This is a genomic window from Pseudomonas sputi (assembly GCF_021603585.1).
Classification (GTDB): Bacteria; Pseudomonadota; Gammaproteobacteria; order Pseudomonadales; family Pseudomonadaceae; genus Aquipseudomonas; species Aquipseudomonas sputi.
In genome coordinates this window covers 58,390-78,457 of the sequence record NZ_BQHI01000013.1, presented here as the reverse complement: position 1 = coordinate 78,457, position 20,068 = coordinate 58,390, and the positions used below count along the sequence as shown (strand labels likewise).

The window sequence follows — 20,068 nt, the reverse complement described above, 5'->3', positions numbered from 1 at the left end:
CCTTCTCCTTTGGGAGAGGGGACGTCCGATGTCTATTGTTATCTGCTGGCTGCGTGCGTCGCTGCTGATCGCGGGTTTATGCCTGTCGTCCCTGTCATGGGCCGACACGCTATTGGAAAACCCACAGTGGCGCGTGCAACTCGACCCGGCAACGCTGGCTGTCCATATCACCCCTGCGGGCCGTGAGACGGTGCAGGCATCGACGGGGATTGCCCCGCACAAAGTCAGTCAGTTGAGCAAACGCAACAACCGCATCGACTGGCAGTGGGATGACGGAGCCTGGACCCTCAGCGCCACACTCGATCAACGTGATCTGTCCTTTTCGATCACGGCGCGTGAGCCCGCAGAGCTGGAATTTCTGCGTCAGTCCCCCAGCGCGATGGGCAAGGCGCTGATCTGGCCTCTGGCCGAGGGGCACTACGTGCCGCGTGGCGATCCGGTGTGGCAGGCCTTTCTGTTGAGTCAGGGGGCATTCAATACCACTCAGGATCTGAGTTTGCCGCTCTGGGGTGTCGAACATGACGGATTCAGCCTGCATTGGCTGATGACCAATCCGTACAACAATCGGCTGCTGTTCAGTGACGAGGGCAAGGCCCTGGCATTGTCCGCCCGGCATCGTTTCACCCCGCTCGATCCGTCGACGCCAATGACATTCACCCTGTTTCTCGGGGCGGCCGACCCCTTGGCTGGCGCCAAACGCTACCGGCAGTGGCTGATCGATAACGGTCGCCATGAAACCTTGAACAGCAAACTCGAAAAAACACCTGAGGCGAAGCGGCTGTTGGGCGCCAGTCATCTGTACCTATGGGGCAATGACCTGCTGGGGGCCAAAGATGTGCGCAGTTGGCCCGCGTTGCTCGACACCTTGCGCGGTGGTGGCTCACTGGCCAGTGGGCTGAAAACGGGAATGGATCGTGAGGCGTTGCAGATCCTTGCCACCGGCAGGGAGTTAGACGGCTATCAGAAAAAAGTGCTTTTGCGCGGTCTCAACCACGCCCTGAATACCTTGGCCCGCCAGACCTGGCAGGCCCGGGCCGTGCCGGACATGCAGGCGCTGGTCAGCGGTTACGCTGATGTAAGAGCTCAAGTGGCAGCCGACCTCGGTGAGGCGCTGACGATCGAACCCGAGCGCTGGGGCAGCACCTTGTCGCTGGATACGATCAAGCAATTACAGAGCGCCGGGCTGTCCCGTTTGTGGTTGGGACTGGGTGAGGGTTGGGAGGGCGGACTCTGGCACCCCGAGACGATCAGGGCAGGCGTGGCGGCGGGTTATCTGATCGCGCCTTACGATTCCTATGAGACGGCACTGAGTCGTAGCGAGAATCCTGACTGGACCACCGCACATCTGGGGGACAGGGCAAATCTCGAGTGCGCAATCGTGAAGAGCGACGGAACGCTGAAAAGCGGCTTCCAGCAATCGGGGCATTACACCGATCCCCGTTGTGTGCGACCGCTGCTCGAGCAACGGGTCGTTGCCATTCGGGAGGCCGCCGGTTTCAACAGTTGGTTTCTCGATGCCTATGCCACCGGCATGCTGTTCGACAGCTATCGTCCCGGAGCAACGATGACCCAGGCCCAGAATGCCGAAGGCAATATCGGAGCGTCACGCTGGATCAACGAAGTGCTGAAACTGCCCGCCGGTTCGGAGGATGGCAACGCAACGACCGCGCAAGGCGTGTTGTTCGCCCATGGCATGCAGACCCCGGTGATCGGTTGGGGTGACGTCGAAATGACCAGGAACCCCGAATCCAGGTACTTTGCAGGCAAGTGGTATCCGCCGGAGCAGCCAGAGATTTTCTTCAAACCTGTGCCGGTCAAAGAGTCGTTGCGGCGTATTCACTTTGATCCGGCCAACCGTTTGCCGTTGTATCAGTCGGTGTTCCATGGTTCGGTCATCACGTCCCACCATTGGCTGTTCGATAGTCTCAAACTGACCAATGTACGGGCGGACAACGAACTCGCGCAGTTGCTCTACAACGTTGCGCCGCTGTATCACCTCAGTGCTGACACGCTTGGGCAGCGATTGCCGCAGATTGCCCGTCAGGCTGCGTTCTTCCGGCCTTTGCATGAACGTCTGGCGACCCAGTCGCTCACCGGTTTCAAATGGTTGAGCGCGGACCGGCTGGTTCAGCAGACATCCTTTGAAGACGGCACGCGATTGCTGGCCAACTTTGATACGCAGGCGCGTGAAGTACAGGGGCAGACGCTGCCCGGACGGAGTCTCACGGTGCGTTCACCCGCAAGTGCGCCGATCCGGTTTCAGGTTGAGGCGAAGCCCTGAGTTTCAGATTTTGCGCCAGACACTCGCCAGCCACGGCTGCTGCTCCCGCGGCAGCCCTGCCGGGCGGTAGTAATGCTCCAGCTCCACGAACCCTGCCGCCGTCAGCAATCCGCGCCATGCCTCCAGATCGTGGTACGAGCCATAACGTGGTCCGTTCCAGCCTTCACGGTTGTCCCCACGCGGATTTGAGCTGAACAGCACGCCGCCCGGTTTCAATGTCCCGTGCAACTGCTTCAAGACTCGTGGCAATTCCTGCAACGGCACATGAAACAGCACCGCGTTGGCGAAGATCCCGTCGAAGCGTTCTGCCGGCAGATCCAGCTTCAGGAAATCCTGGCACCACACCTCACAGCCACTGTCCTCCCGAGCCATCTGCGCGAATTTTTCCGCACCGTCGAGGCCGACGGCTATGTGACCCATCCGTGTGAATGTCTGCAAATCCCGCCCCGGCCCACAGCCGAAATCGAGGATGGAAAACGGCGCGTCACCCTGGATGTGGCGCAGCAGGGCGTCGATGTTCTGGCTGACATCGTGATCGCGGGTGCCTTCACGAAAGTCCTCGGCCACTGAGTTGTAGTGGCCGAGGGTGGTGGAGGTGATCTGTTCCAGATCGGTGGGGGTCTGTTTCATGGTCGGGCTGCGCTGGCAATGGATGTTGCCGACTATACGCCATGCAGTTCAGCGCTTGTTCAACCCACGCGCCAGACGATCGCCGCCCAGCTGAATCACCGCCACCAGCGCCACCAGCAACACGATCACGGTCAGCATGATCTGACTGTCGAAACGCTGATAACCATAGCGATAGGCGATGTCACCCAGCCCGCCGGCGCCAATCGCTCCGGCCATCGCCGATGAGTTGATCATCGTCACCAGCGTAATGGTGAACCCGCCGACAATCCCTGGCAGCGCTTCGGGCAGCAGCACGTGCCAGACGATATGCCAGCGTCGGCAACCCATGGCTTGCGCGGCTTCGATCAAACCGTGGTCCACCTCGCGCAGGCTCACTTCGGCGATCCGCGCAAAAAACGGCGTGGCCGCGATGGTCAGCGGCACAACGGCGGCCCATACGCCGTAGGTGGTGCCGACGATCAGCCGGGTGAACGGGATCAGCGCGACCATCAGGATCAGGAACGGAATCGAGCGAAACAGGTTTACGAACGCACCCAGAGCGCGGTTCAGAACTGGCGCTTCATAGATCCCGCCCTTGTCGCTGGTGACCAGAATCACCGCCATCGGAATCCCGGCGAGCAACGCGATCAGCGACGACACGCCGACCATCAGAAACGTATCGATGAAACCTTGCAGCAAGCGATCAAACCACATAGCCCAGCACCTCCGTGCGTTGCGCCCATTGGCTGGCACGCTGACGCAATTCCTCGGCGTTCAGCTTTGATCCCGCCACTGCCAGCAACAGTTGCCCTAGCGCGTGGCCCTGAATCCGTTCCACACCGCCCTGGAGCAATTTCACCCGGCCACCGAGCGCGGCGAACAGCGCGGCCAGATCCGGTTCGTCCTGTTGGCTGCCGGTGAACTGCAAGCGCAGCACCACGGCGGCGTCCGCCGACAAAGGCTGTGCCTGCAAACGGCTCTGCAATTCTTCGGGCAAGGCGTGTTGCAGCGGCGCAAGCAACGTCTGGCTGACCTCGTGTTGCGGATTGCCGAACACTTCCCAGACCGGGCCCTGCTCGACGATGCGGCCATGTTCGAGCACGACGACGCGGTCGCAGATTTCCCGGATCACCGCCATCTCGTGAGTGATCAGCACGATGGTCAGGCCCAGGCGTTTGTTGATCTCGCGCAGCAGGCCGAGGATCGACTGGGTGGTTTCCGGATCCAGCGCCGAAGTGGCTTCGTCACACAGCAGAATGTCCGGGTCATGCACCAGCGCGCGGGCGATGCCGACGCGCTGTTTCTGCCCGCCGGACAGCTGCGATGGATACGCCTTGTGCTTGGCTTGCAGGCCCACCAGTTCCAGCAGTTCGCGAACCTTTTTCTCCCGTTGTTCTTTCGGGACACCGGCGACTTTCAGTGGCAGTTCGACGTTCTGCCACACTGTTTTCGCCGACATCAGATTGAAGTGCTGAAAAATCATGCCGATCCGCCGGCGCAGGGCGACAAGACGATCCTCGTCGTACTCGCCGATGTCCACCTGATCGATCAGCACCCGGCCCGAGGTCGGTTGTTCGAGACGGTTGATGGTGCGGATCAGCGATGACTTGCCGGCACCGCTGCGGCCGATGATGCCGAACACTTCACCGCGCTGGATAGCCAGGTCGATGCCTTGCAGGGCGGCGACCGGGCCTTGTTTGCCGTCGTAGGTCTTGCCGACCCCGACGAAGCGCACATGAGCGCGGTTCAGTTCCGGATGCAGTTCGGTGCGCTGTGCCAGCGCGGGTGGCTCTGGAAGATCCAGTCGCCGTTGGATAGCTGCCGTCATCCTCAGCTTTCCCAACCGGCCTGGTACAGCTTGCCGTGGGCCTTGTCCAGTGCGGCGCGAACGGCCGGCGAATGCTGGTAGATGTCGACGAACTTGATCAGGCGCGGGTCGGTTTTGCTCTTCGGCTGGATCACGAACTGGATCACGTATTCCTTGTGGTCGAGGCCGTCGAACAGCAACGCGGAGCCGGCATCGAAGGTCTTCGCCAGACGAATGTAGGCCGGGTAGCCCTGGACCAGATCGGCGTCATCGTAGGCCCGTACCAGTTGCACGGCTTCGACCTGGAGGATCTTGATCTTCTTCGGATTGGCGACGATATCGTCTTCGGTGGCCTTGTAGCCGACCCCCGGTTTCAGGGTGATCAAACCGGCCTTGGCCAGCAGTTGCAGGCCGCGTCCGCTGTTGATCGGGTCGTTGGCGATGGCGACGCTGGCGCCTTCCGGCAGCTCGTCGAAGCTTTTGTATGTCTTCGAGTACAGGCCGACGTTGTTGATGATCCCCGGCGCGAACGGCACCAGGTCGAAACCGGAGGCAGCCTTGGCATTTTCCAGGAACGGGATGTGCTGGAAGTAGTTCACGTCGATGTCACCGGCGGCGAGGCTGACGTTCGGTGCGATCCAGTCGGTGAACTCCACCAGTTCGACTTTCAGGCCTTGCTTGCCGGCTTCTTCGACGGCGGCTTCCAGTGGAATCGCGAACGCGGCGGTAGTGCCGATTTTCAACGGGGCATCGGCGGCGAAAACCGCCGAGCTGAACAGGCCGAAGGCCAGGGCCAGTGCTTTGACTGGGTGGGACAGGCGTTTGTTGGTCATGGTGGTTTTCCAGTCAGTGCGAGGAGGTGTGTCGGAAGTGGGCGCCGGTGTGTTGCGGCGGCAAATGCGCTTCGCTGTGAAACAGTTTTTCCCGCAGGCTGCCGCTGTCGTACGCGGTCTTGTACGAGCCGCGCCGTTGCAGTTCCGGAATCACCAGATCGATGAAATCCACATAGCTTTCCGGGGTGACGATGCGGGTCAGGTTGAAGCCGTCGAGGCCGGTTTCGGCGATCCACGATTCCAATTCATCCGCCACTTGTTGCGGTGAACCAACCACCGTGATGTAGCGCCCGCCCAAGGCGTGCTGGTCGAGCAACTTGCGCCGGGTCCAGTCGTTGTTCTGCAGGTTCTTGGTGGCGGACTGGATCGCGTTGCTCTTCACGTACTGGATCGGTTCGTCGATTTCGTACCGGGAAAAATCGATCCCTGTGGACGCCGAAAAATGCGCCACCCCCGCTTCGGCGCTGGCGTAGCTCAGGTACTCGGCGTGCTTGGCCCAGGCTGCTTCCTCGGTCTCGCCGACGATCACGTTCAGGCCCATGAACACCTTGATGTCCTCGGGATTGCGCCCGGCCTCGACGGCGCTGGCACGGACCTTGTCCACCTGTACCTTGGTCGATGGCTTGTTCTGGCCGCTGATGAACACGCACTCGGCATGACGCCCGGCAAACAGCAAACCACGCTCCGAACTGCCGGCCTGGAACAGCACCGGCGTGCGCTGCGGCGACGGCTCGCACAGGTGATAACCCTCGACCTGATAGAACTCGCCCTTGTGCTCGACCTTGTGCACCTTGTCTGGCTGCGCGTAGATCCGTTGCTGCGGATCGTTGAGCACCGCGCCGTTTTCCCAACTGCCTTCCCAGAGTTTGTAGAGCACTTCGAGGTACTCGTCGGCCTGGTCGTAACGCCGGTCGTGCTCGACCTGTTCGCTCAGGCCCATGGCCTTGGCGGCGCTGTCCAGATAACCGGTGACGATGTTCCAGCCCACCCGCCCACGGCTCAGGTGGTCGAGGGTCGACAGGCGCCGGGCGAACAGATACGGCGGCTCGTAGGTGAGGTTGGCGGTCAGGCCGAAGCCGAGGTTTTTGGTCACCGCGGACATTGCCGACACCAGCAGCAGCGGGTCGTTGACCGGCAGCTGGATCGACTCTTTCAGGGTGACGTCCACCGAGTGCTGATAGATGTCGTACACGCCGACGATGTCAGCGATGAACAGCCCGTCGAACAGCCCGCGCTCCAGCAGTTGCGCCAGTTCGGTCCAGTATTCGAGGGTCTTGTATCGGGTCGAGGTGTCGCGTGGATGGGTCCACAACCCGTGGTTGATGTGGCCGATGCAGTTCATGTTGAACGCATTGAGCAGGATCTTTTTCTTGCTCATCAGATGGTCCCCCGCAGTGGCGGGTTTTCATCGTTGAGGTAGTAGTTGCCGACCGCGTGATATTTCCAGCGCACCGGATCGTGCAGCGTATGTACCCGGGCGTTGCGCCAGTGACGGTCGAGGCCATGCTCGCTCAGGGTCGCCTGGCTGCCGGCCAGTTCGAACAGGGTGCTGCCGGCGGCCAGAGAGATTTCGGTACTGATCGCCCGTGCTTCGGCGACGGCAATCGAGGCCGCTGCAACGGTCTCGGCGTTGGTCTCGGCCTGGGCGGCGTCGAGAAATTTGCCGGCGCGTTCGAGCAGGGCCTCGGTGGCGTGCAGGCGGATGCTCAAGTGGCCGAAGCTCTTGAGGGTCAGTGGGTCTTCGGTGGCCTTGTCGTTGCCCGAGTCGATCCATGGCCGGGTCTTGCTGCGCACGAAGTGCAGCGCATCTTCGTAGGCGGCGCGGGCGATGCCGGTGTCGATGGCGGCGTGAAGGATCTGCGCCAACGGGCCGACCGGGGTCGGGCGCTCGAAAGCGCTCTGGAACGGAATGACGTCTTCGGCGGCGACAGACACGTCTTCGAACACCACCGAACCGCTGCCGGTGGTGCGCTGGCCGAAACCGCTCCAGTCGTCGATCACGGTCAGGCCTTTGCTGTCGCGGGGGACGAAGGCCAGTTGCTGCACGCCGTTTTCGTCCACCACGGACGTTGGAATGCGTTGGGCGTAAATCGCGCCGGTCGCATAGAACTTGCGGCCGTTGATGCGATAACCGCTGCCGTCGCGCTTGAGGCGGGTGACGCGGTCGTGGGCGGTCCTGGTGCCCAGCTCTGCCAAGGCATTGCCGAAGCGCTGGCCGGCGAGGACTTCGGCGTACAGCCGTTGTTTCTGCTCGTGGCTGCCGTTCACCCGAAGCACTTCGAGGGCATAAAAATGGTTCTGCGGAATCTGCCCGAGCGAGCCATCGGCCCGGGCGATCAGGGCGATGACTTTGGCCAGGGTCACGTTGGACACGCCGGCGCCGCCGTACTCCCTGGGCACGCTGATGCCCCACAGGCCGGAACGGGAAAACACGTCGAGCTCCGGCAGCGGCAGGCGGCGTTCGCGGTCGCGCAGGTTGCTGTCGCGCTGGAAATCTTCGGCCAGGTCGCTGGCGACGATCAGGGCTTGCTCGTCGTTGGTGATGACCGCGACGGGATGGGAAAGAGTCATGTGTTTCTCCAGAGATCTGGTCAAAAGTGTTCGGGTCGTCAGATCCAGGAATGGCGAGCCGGCAACTTGCCGTTGAGGCGCCAGGCGCCAACCGCGTGGTATTTCCAGCGCACCGGGTCGTGCAGGGTGTGCACCCGGGCGTTGCGCCAGTGACGGTCGAGGTTGAATTCGGCGAGGGTCGCGCGGCTGCCGGCCAGTTCGAAGAGTTTTTCGCTGGCCAGCAGCGAGATCTCGGTGGTCAGCACCTTGGCTTCAGCCACGGCAATCGAGGCGCGGGCGGCGGACTCGGCGGTCAGTGGCGCGGCGTGCACCTGATCCAGCACCTGACCGGCCTTGCGCAGCAGCGCCTCGGCGGCGTGCAGTTCGATTTTCAGTTTGCCGATGTCGGCGATCACGTAGAGGTCATCGCTGGCCCGTTCGACGTTGGCGTCGATCCACGGCCGGGCGCGGGTCTTGACGAATTCGATGGCATCATCGATGGCGCCACGGGCGATGCCGGCGTCGATCGCCGCTTGAATCAGCTGTGACACTGCGCCCTGGGTGTTGGGCTTTTCGTTGATCTTCCAGTTGTCCACCACCAGGCCGGCATCGACCCGCACGTTGTTCAACAGGATTGTGCCGCTGGCGGTGGTGCGCTGGCCGAAACCGGACCAGTCATCGACGATGCGCAATCCCGGTGTGCCGCGACGGACGAAGGCCAGGACTTGCTTGCCGTGATCGTTGAGGGCCTTGACCGCCACCCAGTGGGCGAACAGTGCGCCGGTGGAGTAGAACTTCTGGCCGTTGATCACGTAGTCATCGCCGTCGGCGGTGATGCGCGCTTTCAGTTCCAGGGTGTCCTTGGTACCGCGTTCAGGCCCGGCGTTACCGATGCGCCAGCCTTCGAGTACGCTCTGCAGCAAATGCTTTTTCTGCTGCTCGGTGGCGCTGCCGAGGATCAGGTTGATGATGCCGAACTGGTTCTGCGGGATCTGCCCCAATGCCGGGTCGGCTGCGGAAATGATCGCGAACACTTCGGCCAGGGTCACGAAGGAAACCTGCGGGCCACCGTACTCGCGCGGAATCGCGATGCTGCCGAGGCCGCTGCGGGTGAACTGTTCGATTTCCGACCACGGCAGCTTGCGCTGACGGTCACGTTTGGCGGCCTGCACGCGGGCGACTTGCGCCAGCTCGTGGGCGGCCTTGATGGCTTGAGCGTCGTTGCGCAGCACTTGCGCGGGCAACAACAACGGGGCGATGTCCAGGACACTCTGGACGTTTGCGTCTGCCAGACTGGACATCAGTGCCGCTCCCTGGCTGCACGCAATGCCCTGGCGATCTGCACTGGGGTGATTGTGTTCCGGACCATGTTACCTACCTCACATCTCATGAAAAACGCCGCAAAAGTGCGGCGAACGAAAGAATGTCCGGTGGTCCGGTTCATATACCCTAAGCGCGTATAAAATTTAAATAAACTAACTTTTAGGAATATGTATAGAAGGGGGCGTGGTCCGTCTGGTTAAGCGTGCGGCGGCGAGGGAAGTCGTCCCTCACCGGCCGTCGATGCTCATTTTTTTTGCGGCTCTGCTGCCTTCAGCGTTTCCTTGAGCGGCACCTTGAGGTAGGGATTCACGCAACCGATCTTCAGCGTTCGCGGCGGCGCCCAACGCGAGTTGTTGCCGACCCGGTCGAGGATGCAGTAGGTCACATCCAGCCGCAGGTCTTCGCCGGCCTCGGTGATGATTGCCGGCGGCACCCAGACCTGAATCGGCTTGCCGATATCGGCCGGGGTGATGCGCGCCAGATCCATCCGTACATCGCCCCAGCGCAAGGTGATGGCGTCACCATCGGCCATGTTCAGATACGGCTCGATGGTCAGCGGCACGCCGCGCCTGATCTGGTTTGCATTGACGCCCTGACGGCGAATGGTGTCGGGCAGGGTCACCGGGGCCAGTTGCTGGTTTTCGTCACCGCACACCGCCGGGGGCTGCCCGCCGGGGCAGTCGAGTTTGACCGTGACCCGTGCTGCTGCCGACAACGCCGGTCCATGACCCACGCGCATGACCCGATAGTGGATGCGTGACGAGCCGCTGGCGATGAAGCTCTCCGGCACTCGCAGGCTGACCGCGGCGGCGACGTCCTGCTCCGTCAGCACGTGGGAGGCGACGTAGCAGTTGTTCCAGAACAGTTCGATCAGATCACCCGTGTCCATGTCCGGGTAGGGCGGCACATCGACCAGCAGATGAGCCGCTGCCGCGAGATTGATGCCGTTGGTTTGCGATAGCGCCAGGCTCGGCGCGGCCAGTTCGGGGATAGGCGAAGTGCGGGTCATGAAATCCTCTCCTTGAAGCCTTGCAGCGAAATCCGTTTCTGAAAGTTCAAAAGGCCAGAATTGCCCGGCAAATAAAAACCAGTACTTTCGGCCAATCGTTATAGGGTCTTTGTGATGTAGCGGGTTGTGATGAGTGACTAGATAAAAGTTAGCCGAAAGGCATGTCAATGGATGGGGTTAGTTAATTTATGAATTACGGACTTATCAGAATGCTCCTACATCGATAAGGCACTCTACCTATCTGGTGCGGCGAACTTAACCACAGGATCTGCCGGGCTTGGCCTGCTCTGACGGCTCTTGGATCGTGCAGTGAAGATTCGAGTGGATGCACTTGAATCAGGTCGAGTCTGTTGCAGGACATATATATGTCTGCAATTGCGGATTAAGTTTTGGCGGGGAAAGGTGTAAGTAAAACTTCCATCCTTGGAAGTTTGTAGTCAGGAAAGTTTACAGGTCAGCCGTTGTTTCTGAACTTGCTCAGGAACTGTCGAGTGCGTTCTTCTTTTGGATTGGCAAACAATGCTTTTGCTTCACCTTGTTCGACGATTACGCCCTTGTCGAAAAACACTACGCGGTTGGCCACGTCACGGGCGAAGGCCATTTCGTGGGTGACGATCACCATGGTGCGTTTCTCCTCGGCGAGGCCGCGGATGGTCGCCAGCACTTCACCCACCAGTTCCGGATCGAGGGCCGAGGTCGGCTCGTCGAACAGGATCACTTCCGGCTCCATCGCCAGCGCCCGGGCAATCGCCACGCGCTGTTGCTGACCGCCGGACAGGCGCCGCGGGTAGGCGTCTTCCTTGCCCGCCAGGCCAACCTTGGCCAGCAGTTTCTTGCCCAGGGCAATGGCTGCATCGCGGGGCGTCTTCTTGACCACGATCGGGCCTTCGATGACGTTTTCCAGGGCGGTGCGGTGGGGGAACAGGTTGAAGTTCTGGAACACGAAACCCACGTGCTGGCGCAGGTTGCGCACCAGGCTCTGCTGCTGGTTCAGCGGGCGGCTGGTATCGATCTCGATCTCGCCGACCTTGATCCGGCCGCTGGTGGGTTCTTCGAGGAAGTTCAGGCAGCGCAGGAACGTGGTCTTGCCCGAGCCGCTGGGGCCGATGATTGCCACGACCTCGCCTTCCTTCACCACCAGATCAATGCCGTTGAGCACGACTTGACCCTTGAACTGCTTTGTCAGTTTTTCCACGACAATCATGGGTCAGGACTCCTGGTCGTGCCGATTGACCCGCTCTTCCAGCTTGTTCTGGAAGTGCGACAGCACCGTGGCCAGAATCCAGTAGATCAGCGCGGCGGCAAGATACATGGTGAAGACTTCGAAAGTCCGGGCGGTAATCAGCTGCGCCTGACGGAACAGCTCCGGCACCTGAATGGTGGCGGCCAGTGCGGTGTCCTTGACCAGCGAAATGAAGCTGTTGCCCAGCGGCGGCAAGGCCGTGCGCATGGCCTGCGGCAGGATGGCCCGGCGCAGGGTCTGCGCGCGGGTCATGCCGATGCTCGCAGCGGCTTCCCACTGGCCGCGTTCGATCGAACCGATCGCGGCACGCAGGATTTCACAGGCGTAGGCGGCCATGTTCAGCGAGAAGCCGATCAGCGCCGCCGGCAATGGGTCGAGTTCCATGCCCAATTGCGGCAAGCCGTAATAGATCACGAACAGTTGCACCAGCAACGGCGTGCCGCGAAAGAACGACACGTAGAGGCGGGCCAGCCAACTGACCGACTTGAAACGCGACAGGCGCATCAGTGCCAGGCCAAAGCCCAGCAGCAGGCCGAAGAACATGCCGCCGAGGCTGAGGATTACCGTGTAGTACGCGCCCTTCAACAGGAAGGGCGCGGAGTCCAGAGCGAGTTGGAAAGCCTCTTCCATTATTGGGTGACGTCAGCGTTGAAGTATTTCGTGGACAGCTTCTCAAGGGTGCCGTCGGCGCGCAGTTCGTCGAGGGCCTTGTTCACGGCGGCCAGCAGTTCAGGCTCGCCTTTGCGCAGGGCAATACCGGCTTCCTGACGGGAGAACGGTTCACCGGCGGCGACGGTTTTCGGCGCTTTCTTGGCGTATTCCAGTGCCGCCAGACGGTCGATCAGGATCGCGTCGGTACGGCCGTTGTTCAGGTCGGCGAACTTGGTCGGATCATCGTCGTAGGTGCGAACGTCGGCACCCGGCACGTTGGCGCGAACCCACTGCTCGTAGTTGGTGCCCAGGCCCACGCCGACTTTCTTGCCGGACAGGTCAGCGGCTGTCTTGATGTTCAGCGCGGCGGCCTTGTCCTTCAACACCAGCGCCTGAATCCCGGACACGGTGTACGGCTCGGAGAAGTCATACTTCTTCTTGCGCTCCTCGGAGATGGTCACTTGATTGACCACGACATCCAGACGCTTGGATTCCAGGGCCGCGAGGATGCCGTCCCATTTGGTCGGCTGAATCTTGGCCTTCACGCCCAGCTTCTTGGCCAGGGCTTCGGACAGTTCGACTTCGAAACCCGACAGCTTGCCGTCGGCATCGACGAAGCTGAACGGTGGGTAAGTGCCTTCCAGGCCGACGTTGATAACGCCTTTGTCCTTGATCTGTTGCAGTTGCTCACCGGCAACCGCCTGCCCCAGCAGACCGGCGCTCAGTGCCAGGCCCAGCGAACCGACCAGCAGATTTCGACGTAGTGCGGAAAGAATCATGACAAGCCCCTGTGTTTTCTTATGGAAGACGCTTAAGGAAAGTTGGCGAATCCGGGAATTGGACGACAGCGCTATCCTGCCTTAAAGCAGCTTATGCGTCTCTCGCGAAATTCGCCTGCGGCGAGACTATAGGGTGGTTCTTTTAGAATGGAAAATAATGAATTTTCCAATTGTTATTCATCTGCGGAATATGCGTTTTTCGTATTCCGGCTGCATTCCCACGCAGAGCGTGGGAGCGAGCGCATCAGAGAAAATCCTTGTACGCAAACAACGCCGGGGCGCCGCCGGTGTGCAGGAAGATGATCGGGCCGTCGTCGAAACGCCCGCGGCCGATGCCGTCGAGCAGCCCGGCCATGGCCTTGCCGGTGTAGACCGGATCGAGCAGCACGGCGTCCTGGCTGGCCAGCAGTTTCACTGCCGACAGCGTCCCGGCATTCGGCTCGCCGTAACGCGGGCCGAAGTATTCGTCCCACAACTCGACCTTGAAGCTGTCTGGCAACGCCACACCCAGCAGCTCGGCGGTGCGCTCGGCCAGGCCCTGAACTTTCGGACGCTGGTCTTCTTCGCTGCGCGATACCGTCACGCCGATCACGGGCAGTTGTGGCAGGGCTTCACTCAAGGCCAGCGCCAGACCGCTGTGGGTACCGGCACTGCCTGAGGCCAGGACCACGGCTGAGAATTGCAGGCCGGTGTCCTTGATCTGTTCTGCCAGCTCCAGCCCGGCGCGCACGTAACCCAGCGCGCCGAGGGCGTTGGAGCCACCGATCGGTACCAGATACGGCTTCTTGCCGTTGCTGCGCAGGCGCACGGCGAGGGCGGCCAGTTGTTCGTCGGCGTTGTCGAGGTTGTCGACCAGCTCGACCTTGGTGTCGAACAGGTCCAGCAGCAGGCGATTGCCGTTGCCGGTGTAGTTGCTGTCGTCGGTGCCCAGTGGGTTTTCCAGGAGCGCTACGCAACCCAGGCCCAGTTTCGCGGCCAGCGCGGCGGTCTGGCGAACGTGGTTCGATTGCAGTGCACCGGCGGTGATCAGGGTGTCCGCGCCTTGGGCGATGGCATCGGCGGCAAGGTATTCGAGTTTGCGCAGCTTGTTGCCGCCCATGGCCAGCGGCGTCAGGTCATCACGCTTGATGTAGACATCGCGGCCGAGCCAGGTGGACAGACGTTCGAGCTTTTCCAGTGGGGTCGGTTGGCCGAGCAGGTCGAGGCGGTTAAAGCGATCCAGCTGTTGTTTGATCGGTTGTGTGGACATGGTTCCGTACTGATGCAAGGAGATGTCAGGACTATAGGCACGCCGATTTACCGGGGCAACCGCCAATCGCTTATAGCCAAACGTGCTTAAGCCAGCACTATCGGTTCTTAATTCGCGCCCGTGGGGTTGCCGTAAAGTAGTCGCCGTTGACGCGGCCAGACCGTCCGGCCGCCCGTGAGGAGTCTTTACCGTGAGCGAGCGTTCCAGCCATTGGCAATTGCAGACCATCGTCAACCAGCTGCGTGCCGCGCGGGATCAGTGGCGTGCACAAAATGGCCGTGCCAGCGGCGAGCAGGGCGGGCGCGAATTGCCCTCCCGCGATGCGATGGCGCAGATCCTTGAAGCCTTGTGCGGCGCACTGTTTCCGATGCGGCTGGGGCCGGTGGATCTGCGTGAGGAGAGCGAGGATTTCTACGTCGGCCACACCCTCGACGTCGCACTGAATGCGTTGCTGGCCCAAGCACGACTCGAGTTGCGTTACGTCGCCCGTCACAACGCCCAGGCCGACACCGAAGTCGAGGCGCAGGCGATCAGGATCATCCAGGATTTCGCCCTCGCACTGCCGGGCCTGCGCAGCCTGCTCGACACCGATGTGCTGGCGGCGTATCACGGCGATCCGGCGGCGCGCAGCGTCGATGAAGTGCTGCTGTGCTATCCGGGCATTCTGGCGGTGATTCACCATCGTCTGGCCCACCATTTGTATCGCGCAGGCCTGCCGCTGCTGGCGCGGATCAGTTCGGAAATCGCCCACTCGGCGACCGGCATCGATATTCACCCGGGCGCACAGATCGGCCGCAGTTTCTTCATCGACCACGGGACCGGCGTGGTGATCGGCGAGACCGCGATCATCGGCGAGCGCGTCAGGATTTATCAGGCGGTGACCCTCGGCGCCAAACGCTTCCCGGCGGACGAGGACGGCCAGTTGCAGAAGGGCCATCCACGCCATCCGATCGTCGAGGACGATGTGGTGATTTACGCCGGGGCGACGATTCTCGGGCGGATCACCATCGGCAAAGGCTCGACCATCGGCGGCAACGTGTGGCTGACCCGCAGCGTGCCGGCCGGGTGCAACCTGACCCAGGCCAATCTGCAGCATGATGACGGGACGCAGAAGTAACGATTGCACCTGATCATTCCCACGCCGAGCGTGGGAACGATCACTTGGGAACGATCGTCCTCGCCACAGCGTCATACCTCTCCTTGAGCTAGCGTACGAAAGGTACCGCTGAGCCCTGCGATTAGTCCTTGCGCGCTATCCATGTTTAACTTGAACGTTCATTCAAGTTAAACCGGCGGTTCGCTGCCCGCTCACAACAGGAGGCTTGCCTTTGCTGAGTCCGATCATTTCAGCCATTTTCCAACCCCTTGAGGTGCACCGTTCATGAGTGCATCGTCCACCCCCGCCAGCGGTCTGGTGCGCATGAATCCGCCGGTGTTCTGGTTCGCCGCGACGGTGATTCTGCTGTTCGGCCTGACAGTCATCGCCATGCCGGAACAGGCCGGTGCCTGGCTTCTCGAAGCGCAGAACTGGGCGGCCAACACGGTCGGCTGGTACTACATGCTCGCGATGACCCTGTATCTGATCTTCGTGGTGGTCACCGCATTGTCGGGCTACGGCAAGATCAAACTCGGTGCCGACCACGACGAACCCGAATTCAGTTACCTGTCCTGGGCCGGCATGCTGTTCGCCGCCGGGATCAGCATCACGCTGTTTTTCTTCTGTGTGTCCGAACCGCTGACCCACATGCTTCAGCCGCCGCAAGGTGAGGCTGGCACGGCGGACGCGGCGCGTCAGGCGATGCAGATTCTGTTTCTGCACTGGGGCCTGCACGGCTGGGGCGTGTTCGCTTTCGTCGGCATGGCGCTGGCGTATTTCGCTTATCGGCACAACCTGCCACTGGCCTTGCGTTCGGCGCTGTATCCGCTGATCGGCAAGCGCATCAACGGCCCCATCGGCTACGCGGTGGACGGCTTCGGCATCATCGCCACGGTGTTCGGCCTCGGTGCGGACATGGGCTTCGGCGTGCTCCATCTCAACTCCGGTCTGGACTACCTGTTCGGCATCGCCCACACCCAGTGGATTCAGGTCGGCCTGATCACGCTGATGATGGGGGCAGCAATCATCGTCGCTGTCTCGGGTGTGGATAAAGGTGTGCGGGTGATGTCTGACATCAACATGCTGCTGGCCTGTGCGCTGCTGCTGTTCGTGTTGTTCGCCGGCCCCACCCAGCATTTGCTCAACACCCTGATCCAGAACCTGGGCGACTACCTCGGCGCGTTGCCGATGAAGAGTTTCGACCTCTACGCCTACGACAAACCGAGCGATTGGCTCGGCGGCTGGACCGTCTTCTACTGGGCCTGGTGGATTGCATGGTCGCCGTTCGTGGGCCTGTTCATCGCACGGATTTCCCGTGGCCGGACCATCCGCGAATTCGTCTTCGGCGTGCTGCTGATTCCGCTGGGTTTCACCCTGGCGTGGATGTCGATCTTCGGCAACAGCGCCATCGACCAGGTGCTCAATCACGGTATGTCGGCGTTGGGCATGTCGGCCCTCGACAATCCGTCGATGACGCTCTACCTGCTGCTGGAAACCTACCCGTGGAGCAAGACCGTCATCGCCGTGACGGTATTCATCAGTTTCGTGTTCTTTGTCACCTCCGCCGACTCCGGCACCGTGGTGCTCTCGACCCTGTCGGCCAAGGGCGGCAATCCGGATGAAGACGGGCCGAAATGGCTGCGGGTGTTCTGGGGGGCGATGACCGCGTTGGTGACCAGTGCGCTGCTGTTCTCCGGCAGCATCGATGCGCTGAAGTCGGCGGTGGTGCTGACCTCGCTGCCGTTCTCGATGATCTTGCTGCTGATGATGTGGGGCCTGCACAAGGCGTTCTATCTGGAGTCGCAGAAGCAGATCGCGCAACTGCATTCGCTGGCGCCGGTGTCCGGTTCACGACGTGGTAAGGGCGGCTGGCGCCAGCGTCTGAGTCAGGCTGTGCACTTCCCGTCGCGGGACGAGGTGTACCGCTTCATGGACACCACGGTGAAACCGGCCATCGAAGAAGTGACGGCGGTGTTCGCCGAGAAGGGCCTGAATGTCGTGACGCAACCGGATCCGGCTCACGACAGCGTCAGCCTGGAAATCGGTCACGGTGAGCAGCACCCGTTCATCTATCAGGTGCAGATGCGCGGCTATTTCACGCCGTCGTTCGCCCGCGGTGGCATGGGCTCCAAACAGCTCAACAATCGCCGCTATTACCGCGCCGAAGTGCACCTGAGCGAGGGCAGTCAGGACTACGATCTGGTCGGCTACACCAAAGAGCAGATCATCAACGACATCCTCGACCAGTACGAACGGCACATGCAGTTCCTGCATCTGGTGCGTTGATCGGGGCAGGGCGCCGGGACGCTTTCAGGTCTCGGCGCTCAGCACCATGAACAACACCATCGCCGCCAGCGGCACGCCATACACGGCACTGCCGATCGCAATCTCCGACCCCAGCGGCTGCCCGGCGTGCACCACGCCAACCGCACCATTGATCACCGTCAACGCCAGCCACAACGCTGCGAAACCATAAGCCAGCGTCTGCCGACTGAAGCCGATGCGCTCGCCGATGTAGAACATCAGCGCCAGCAGGATCAGGCCGAAGAAGATGATGATTGCGGTGTGCATGGTCGGGATTTGCCTGTGAATGAATCGTCCTGGCTTTGCTCATGTTGAGCATAGGCCAGCTGTCAGCCTCATGTCGTTCGACACATCTCGGCACGTATCTATCTGTTTATGTGGGCCGCGTGTCAGGCGCGCTCACCGCCGATCTGGCTATTAAATACTTGTCTGCCTGGTAGGCTAATATTTGTCCAAGTGTGTATGGTGTGTATTGGACAGGACTTCCAGCTTCCAAAGTACGCAGCTCTTGCTGTCGAGCAGGGCGAAGGAAATGCGTAGTCGGGAAATGATCAGGATGATCGAGGAGGATGGCTGTTATCTGGTCGCCGTCAAAGGCAGTCACCACCAATACAAACATCCGGGCAAGCCAGGGAGGGTGACGATCAAGCATCCGGATTCGGATCTTCCCAAGGGTACGATCAACAGCATTTTCAAACAGGCGGGTTTGAAATGAAGCCTGTGATTGGAAACGAAAGTCCGTTCATGGACATGTCAGAGGAAGGACTCACTTACATGAAATTCCCGGTCGTTTTGCACAAGGATGCCGACTCAGACTACGGAGTGATTATCCCGGATGTACCGGGGTGCTTCTCCGCAGGCACTACGGTAGCCGAAGCTTTTGACAATACTCTGGAGGCTCTGGCCTTGCACTATGAGGGATTGGTCGCTGATGGCGCGCCGTTACCTCGGATCCAGGACATTGATGCCCATCTCGAGAATCCGGATTACGCCGGCGGTATCTGGGGTGTGGTCGAGTTTGATATCACACCCTATTTCGGTAAGTCGGTGCGCTTCAACGCTACGCTGCCGGAACAGTTGCTGGAGCGTATCGATCAGACGGTTCGGCGTGACCAGCGCTACAGTTCCCGCTCCGGATTTTTGGCCGCTGCTGCCTTGCGCGAATTGTCGGCTTAAGGCTGATTTACAGGATTTGGGTCAGGTACTTTCCCGCTCAATAACCGTGCACTGCAGCAGATTCAACCGCTGCACCTCATCGCTCGGCAATACGCCCAGGCTTTCCAGCACCCGCGTTGCCGCCAATACGCCGATCTCCAGCGCCGGCGGCTTGATGGTGCTCAGGCTCGGCAGCAGCATCTCGGCGAACGGATAGTCGCCGAAGCCGAGGACGGCGCAGTCTTCGGGGATGTTGAGGCCGGCGCGTTGTCCGGCCAGCAGGCCGCCAGCGGCGAGGTTGTCGTTGGCGAAGAGGATGGCGTCGGGCCGTGGTGAGGCGTTCATCAGCGCTTGCATCGCTTGTTTGCCGGCCTCGAACGGCGCGCGATCGGCGTCGGGTGCGAATACCCAGGGCTCCAGGCCCAACTCGCGGACGGTCGCCGCATAGCCGTCGCGGCGTTCCAGCGCGCTGAAGTCGCCGGGTACGCTGTTCTGCACGAAGGCGATGCGTCGATAACCCTTGCCGTGCAGATAGCGAGCGGCGTTGACCCCCACTTCAAAGTGCGAAAAACCGATCTGCATCGGCTCGCGATCCGGTTGGTAATCCCAGGTTTCGATCACCGGGATATCCGCTTCGGCGAGCATCTTTTCCGTGCCCGCGCTATGGAAGTGGCTGGTGACCACCAGCGCCGCCGGCGACCAGCCGAGGAACGCCCGCACGGCGTTTTCTTCCTGTTCAGTGCTGAAGTAACTCGAGGCCAGCAACAGCTGATAACCGTGACGGCTGAGGGTGTCGCTGAAGCCCTGAATGGTGTTGGCGAAGATCGGCCCGGAAATGTTCGGGATCACCATGCCAACGATTTTCCCCCGCGCCGAAGCGAGCCCGCCGGCCACCAGATTCGGCACATAACCCAGCTCCGCGACTACCGCCGCGATCCGTTCGCGGCGTTCGGGCGAGACCTGTTCCGGCTGGTTGAAATAGCGCGACACGGTGATCGCCGAAACACCGGCCTGGTGTGCCACCGCGTTGAGGGTCACGCGACCGGCGCCACGGCGTTTGCGGGGCTTTTCTTCGCTCAAGGCACGATCCTTCTTAAAAACCAAAACGCATATAAAAGTAATTTTTCAGTATTGGACGGTCTATGTCGGGCTTGCCAATACTGGTGATGTTAGCGCTAA

The 20,068-nt window shown here is 61.1% G+C and carries 19 protein-coding genes; 5 read left to right on the top strand and 14 right to left on the bottom strand.

All coding sequences use genetic code 11. The features are described 5' to 3' along the window. Positions 1–28 precede the first annotated feature (28 nt). The gene (locus L6D81_RS18505) at positions 29–2,281 is read left to right on the top strand and encodes a glycoside hydrolase (RefSeq protein ID WP_236181367.1); all 2,253 of its coding nucleotides are present in this window, start codon (positions 29–31) and stop codon (positions 2,279–2,281) included. 3 nt (positions 2,282–2,284) lie between these two features. Here the strand turns inward: L6D81_RS18505 and L6D81_RS18500 are convergent, their stop codons facing one another. The 12 genes from L6D81_RS18500 to L6D81_RS18445 form a co-directional block, all read right to left on the bottom strand. Next, complete coding sequence (locus L6D81_RS18500) at positions 2,285–2,911, bottom strand: class I SAM-dependent methyltransferase (protein ID WP_236181366.1); 627 nt, start codon at positions 2,909–2,911, stop codon at positions 2,285–2,287. A gap of 48 nt (positions 2,912–2,959) precedes the next feature. Then, positions 2,960–3,604: a methionine ABC transporter permease gene (locus tag L6D81_RS18495; protein ID WP_065261159.1), complete on the bottom strand. Its 645-nt coding sequence runs from the start codon at positions 3,602–3,604 to the stop codon at positions 2,960–2,962. Then, a complete protein-coding gene (locus L6D81_RS18490) occupies positions 3,594–4,718 on the bottom strand; it encodes a methionine ABC transporter ATP-binding protein (protein WP_236181365.1) in 1,125 nt (374 codons plus the stop codon). The genes L6D81_RS18495 and L6D81_RS18490 overlap by 11 nt, the downstream gene beginning before the upstream one ends. 2 nt (positions 4,719–4,720) lie before the next feature. Further along, positions 4,721–5,530 (bottom strand): MetQ/NlpA family ABC transporter substrate-binding protein, encoded by an 810-nt coding sequence (locus L6D81_RS18485; RefSeq protein ID WP_236181364.1) that lies wholly within the window; start codon positions 5,528–5,530, stop codon positions 4,721–4,723. A 13-nt stretch (positions 5,531–5,543) separates the two neighbouring features. Further along, the gene (locus tag L6D81_RS18480; RefSeq protein WP_236181363.1) at positions 5,544–6,908 is read right to left on the bottom strand and encodes an LLM class flavin-dependent oxidoreductase; all 1,365 of its coding nucleotides are present in this window, start codon (positions 6,906–6,908) and stop codon (positions 5,544–5,546) included. After that, the gene (locus L6D81_RS18475; protein WP_236181362.1) at positions 6,908–8,101 is read right to left on the bottom strand and encodes an SfnB family sulfur acquisition oxidoreductase; all 1,194 of its coding nucleotides are present in this window, start codon (positions 8,099–8,101) and stop codon (positions 6,908–6,910) included. The genes L6D81_RS18480 and L6D81_RS18475 overlap by 1 nt, the downstream gene beginning before the upstream one ends. A 38-nt stretch (positions 8,102–8,139) precedes the next feature. After that, positions 8,140–9,381, bottom strand: coding sequence for an SfnB family sulfur acquisition oxidoreductase (locus tag L6D81_RS18470; RefSeq protein WP_236181361.1), 1,242 nt, complete (start codon positions 9,379–9,381; stop codon positions 8,140–8,142). A gap of 266 nt (positions 9,382–9,647) precedes the next feature. After that, on the bottom strand, positions 9,648–10,412 hold the full coding sequence (locus tag L6D81_RS18465) for a hypothetical protein (RefSeq protein WP_236181360.1): 765 nt from the start codon (positions 10,410–10,412) through the stop codon (positions 9,648–9,650). 454 nt (positions 10,413–10,866) lie between these two features. Continuing rightward, positions 10,867–11,616: an L-cystine ABC transporter ATP-binding protein TcyN gene (gene tcyN / locus L6D81_RS18460; protein WP_236181359.1), complete on the bottom strand. Its 750-nt coding sequence runs from the start codon at positions 11,614–11,616 to the stop codon at positions 10,867–10,869. Between the two features lie 3 nt (positions 11,617–11,619). Beyond that, positions 11,620–12,285 carry a cystine ABC transporter permease gene (tcyL, locus tag L6D81_RS18455; protein ID WP_236181358.1) on the bottom strand — a complete coding sequence of 222 codons (666 nt, stop codon included), beginning with the start codon at positions 12,283–12,285 and terminating at the stop codon, positions 11,620–11,622. Beyond that, complete coding sequence (gene tcyJ, locus L6D81_RS18450; protein ID WP_236181357.1) at positions 12,285–13,085, bottom strand: cystine ABC transporter substrate-binding protein; 801 nt, start codon at positions 13,083–13,085, stop codon at positions 12,285–12,287. The genes tcyL and tcyJ overlap by 1 nt, the downstream gene beginning before the upstream one ends. A 244-nt stretch (positions 13,086–13,329) precedes the next feature. Next, positions 13,330–14,334, bottom strand: a complete 1,005-nt coding sequence (locus L6D81_RS18445) for a D-cysteine desulfhydrase (RefSeq protein ID WP_236181356.1) — start codon at positions 14,332–14,334, stop codon at positions 13,330–13,332. Between the two features lie 190 nt (positions 14,335–14,524). On the opposite strand from L6D81_RS18445, the gene epsC reads away from it, so the two are divergent. Next, positions 14,525–15,451, top strand: coding sequence for a serine O-acetyltransferase EpsC (gene epsC, locus L6D81_RS18440; protein ID WP_236181355.1), 927 nt, complete (start codon positions 14,525–14,527; stop codon positions 15,449–15,451). Positions 15,452–15,754: 303 nt separating this feature from the next. Beyond that, positions 15,755–17,716: a choline transporter BetT gene (gene betT, locus L6D81_RS18435; RefSeq protein ID WP_200889778.1), complete on the top strand. Its 1,962-nt coding sequence runs from the start codon at positions 15,755–15,757 to the stop codon at positions 17,714–17,716. Positions 17,717–17,740: 24 nt separating this feature from the next. Here the strand turns inward: betT and L6D81_RS18430 are convergent, their stop codons facing one another. Then, positions 17,741–18,001 (bottom strand): hypothetical protein, encoded by a 261-nt coding sequence (locus tag L6D81_RS18430; protein ID WP_007952727.1) that lies wholly within the window; start codon positions 17,999–18,001, stop codon positions 17,741–17,743. Positions 18,002–18,266: 265 nt separating this feature from the next. On the opposite strand from L6D81_RS18430, the gene L6D81_RS18425 reads away from it, so the two are divergent. Then, positions 18,267–18,449 carry a type II toxin-antitoxin system HicA family toxin gene (locus L6D81_RS18425; protein ID WP_236181428.1) on the top strand — a complete coding sequence of 61 codons (183 nt, stop codon included), beginning with the start codon at positions 18,267–18,269 and terminating at the stop codon, positions 18,447–18,449. Next, complete coding sequence (locus tag L6D81_RS18420; RefSeq protein WP_373874314.1) at positions 18,446–18,910, top strand: type II toxin-antitoxin system HicB family antitoxin; 465 nt, start codon at positions 18,446–18,448, stop codon at positions 18,908–18,910. The genes L6D81_RS18425 and L6D81_RS18420 overlap by 4 nt, the downstream gene beginning before the upstream one ends. A 21-nt stretch (positions 18,911–18,931) precedes the next feature. Here L6D81_RS18420 and L6D81_RS18415 read toward each other — a convergent pair whose 3' ends face one another. After that, a complete protein-coding gene (locus L6D81_RS18415) occupies positions 18,932–19,969 on the bottom strand; it encodes a LacI family DNA-binding transcriptional regulator (protein WP_236181354.1) in 1,038 nt (345 codons plus the stop codon). Between the last annotated feature and the right edge of the window lie 99 nt (positions 19,970–20,068).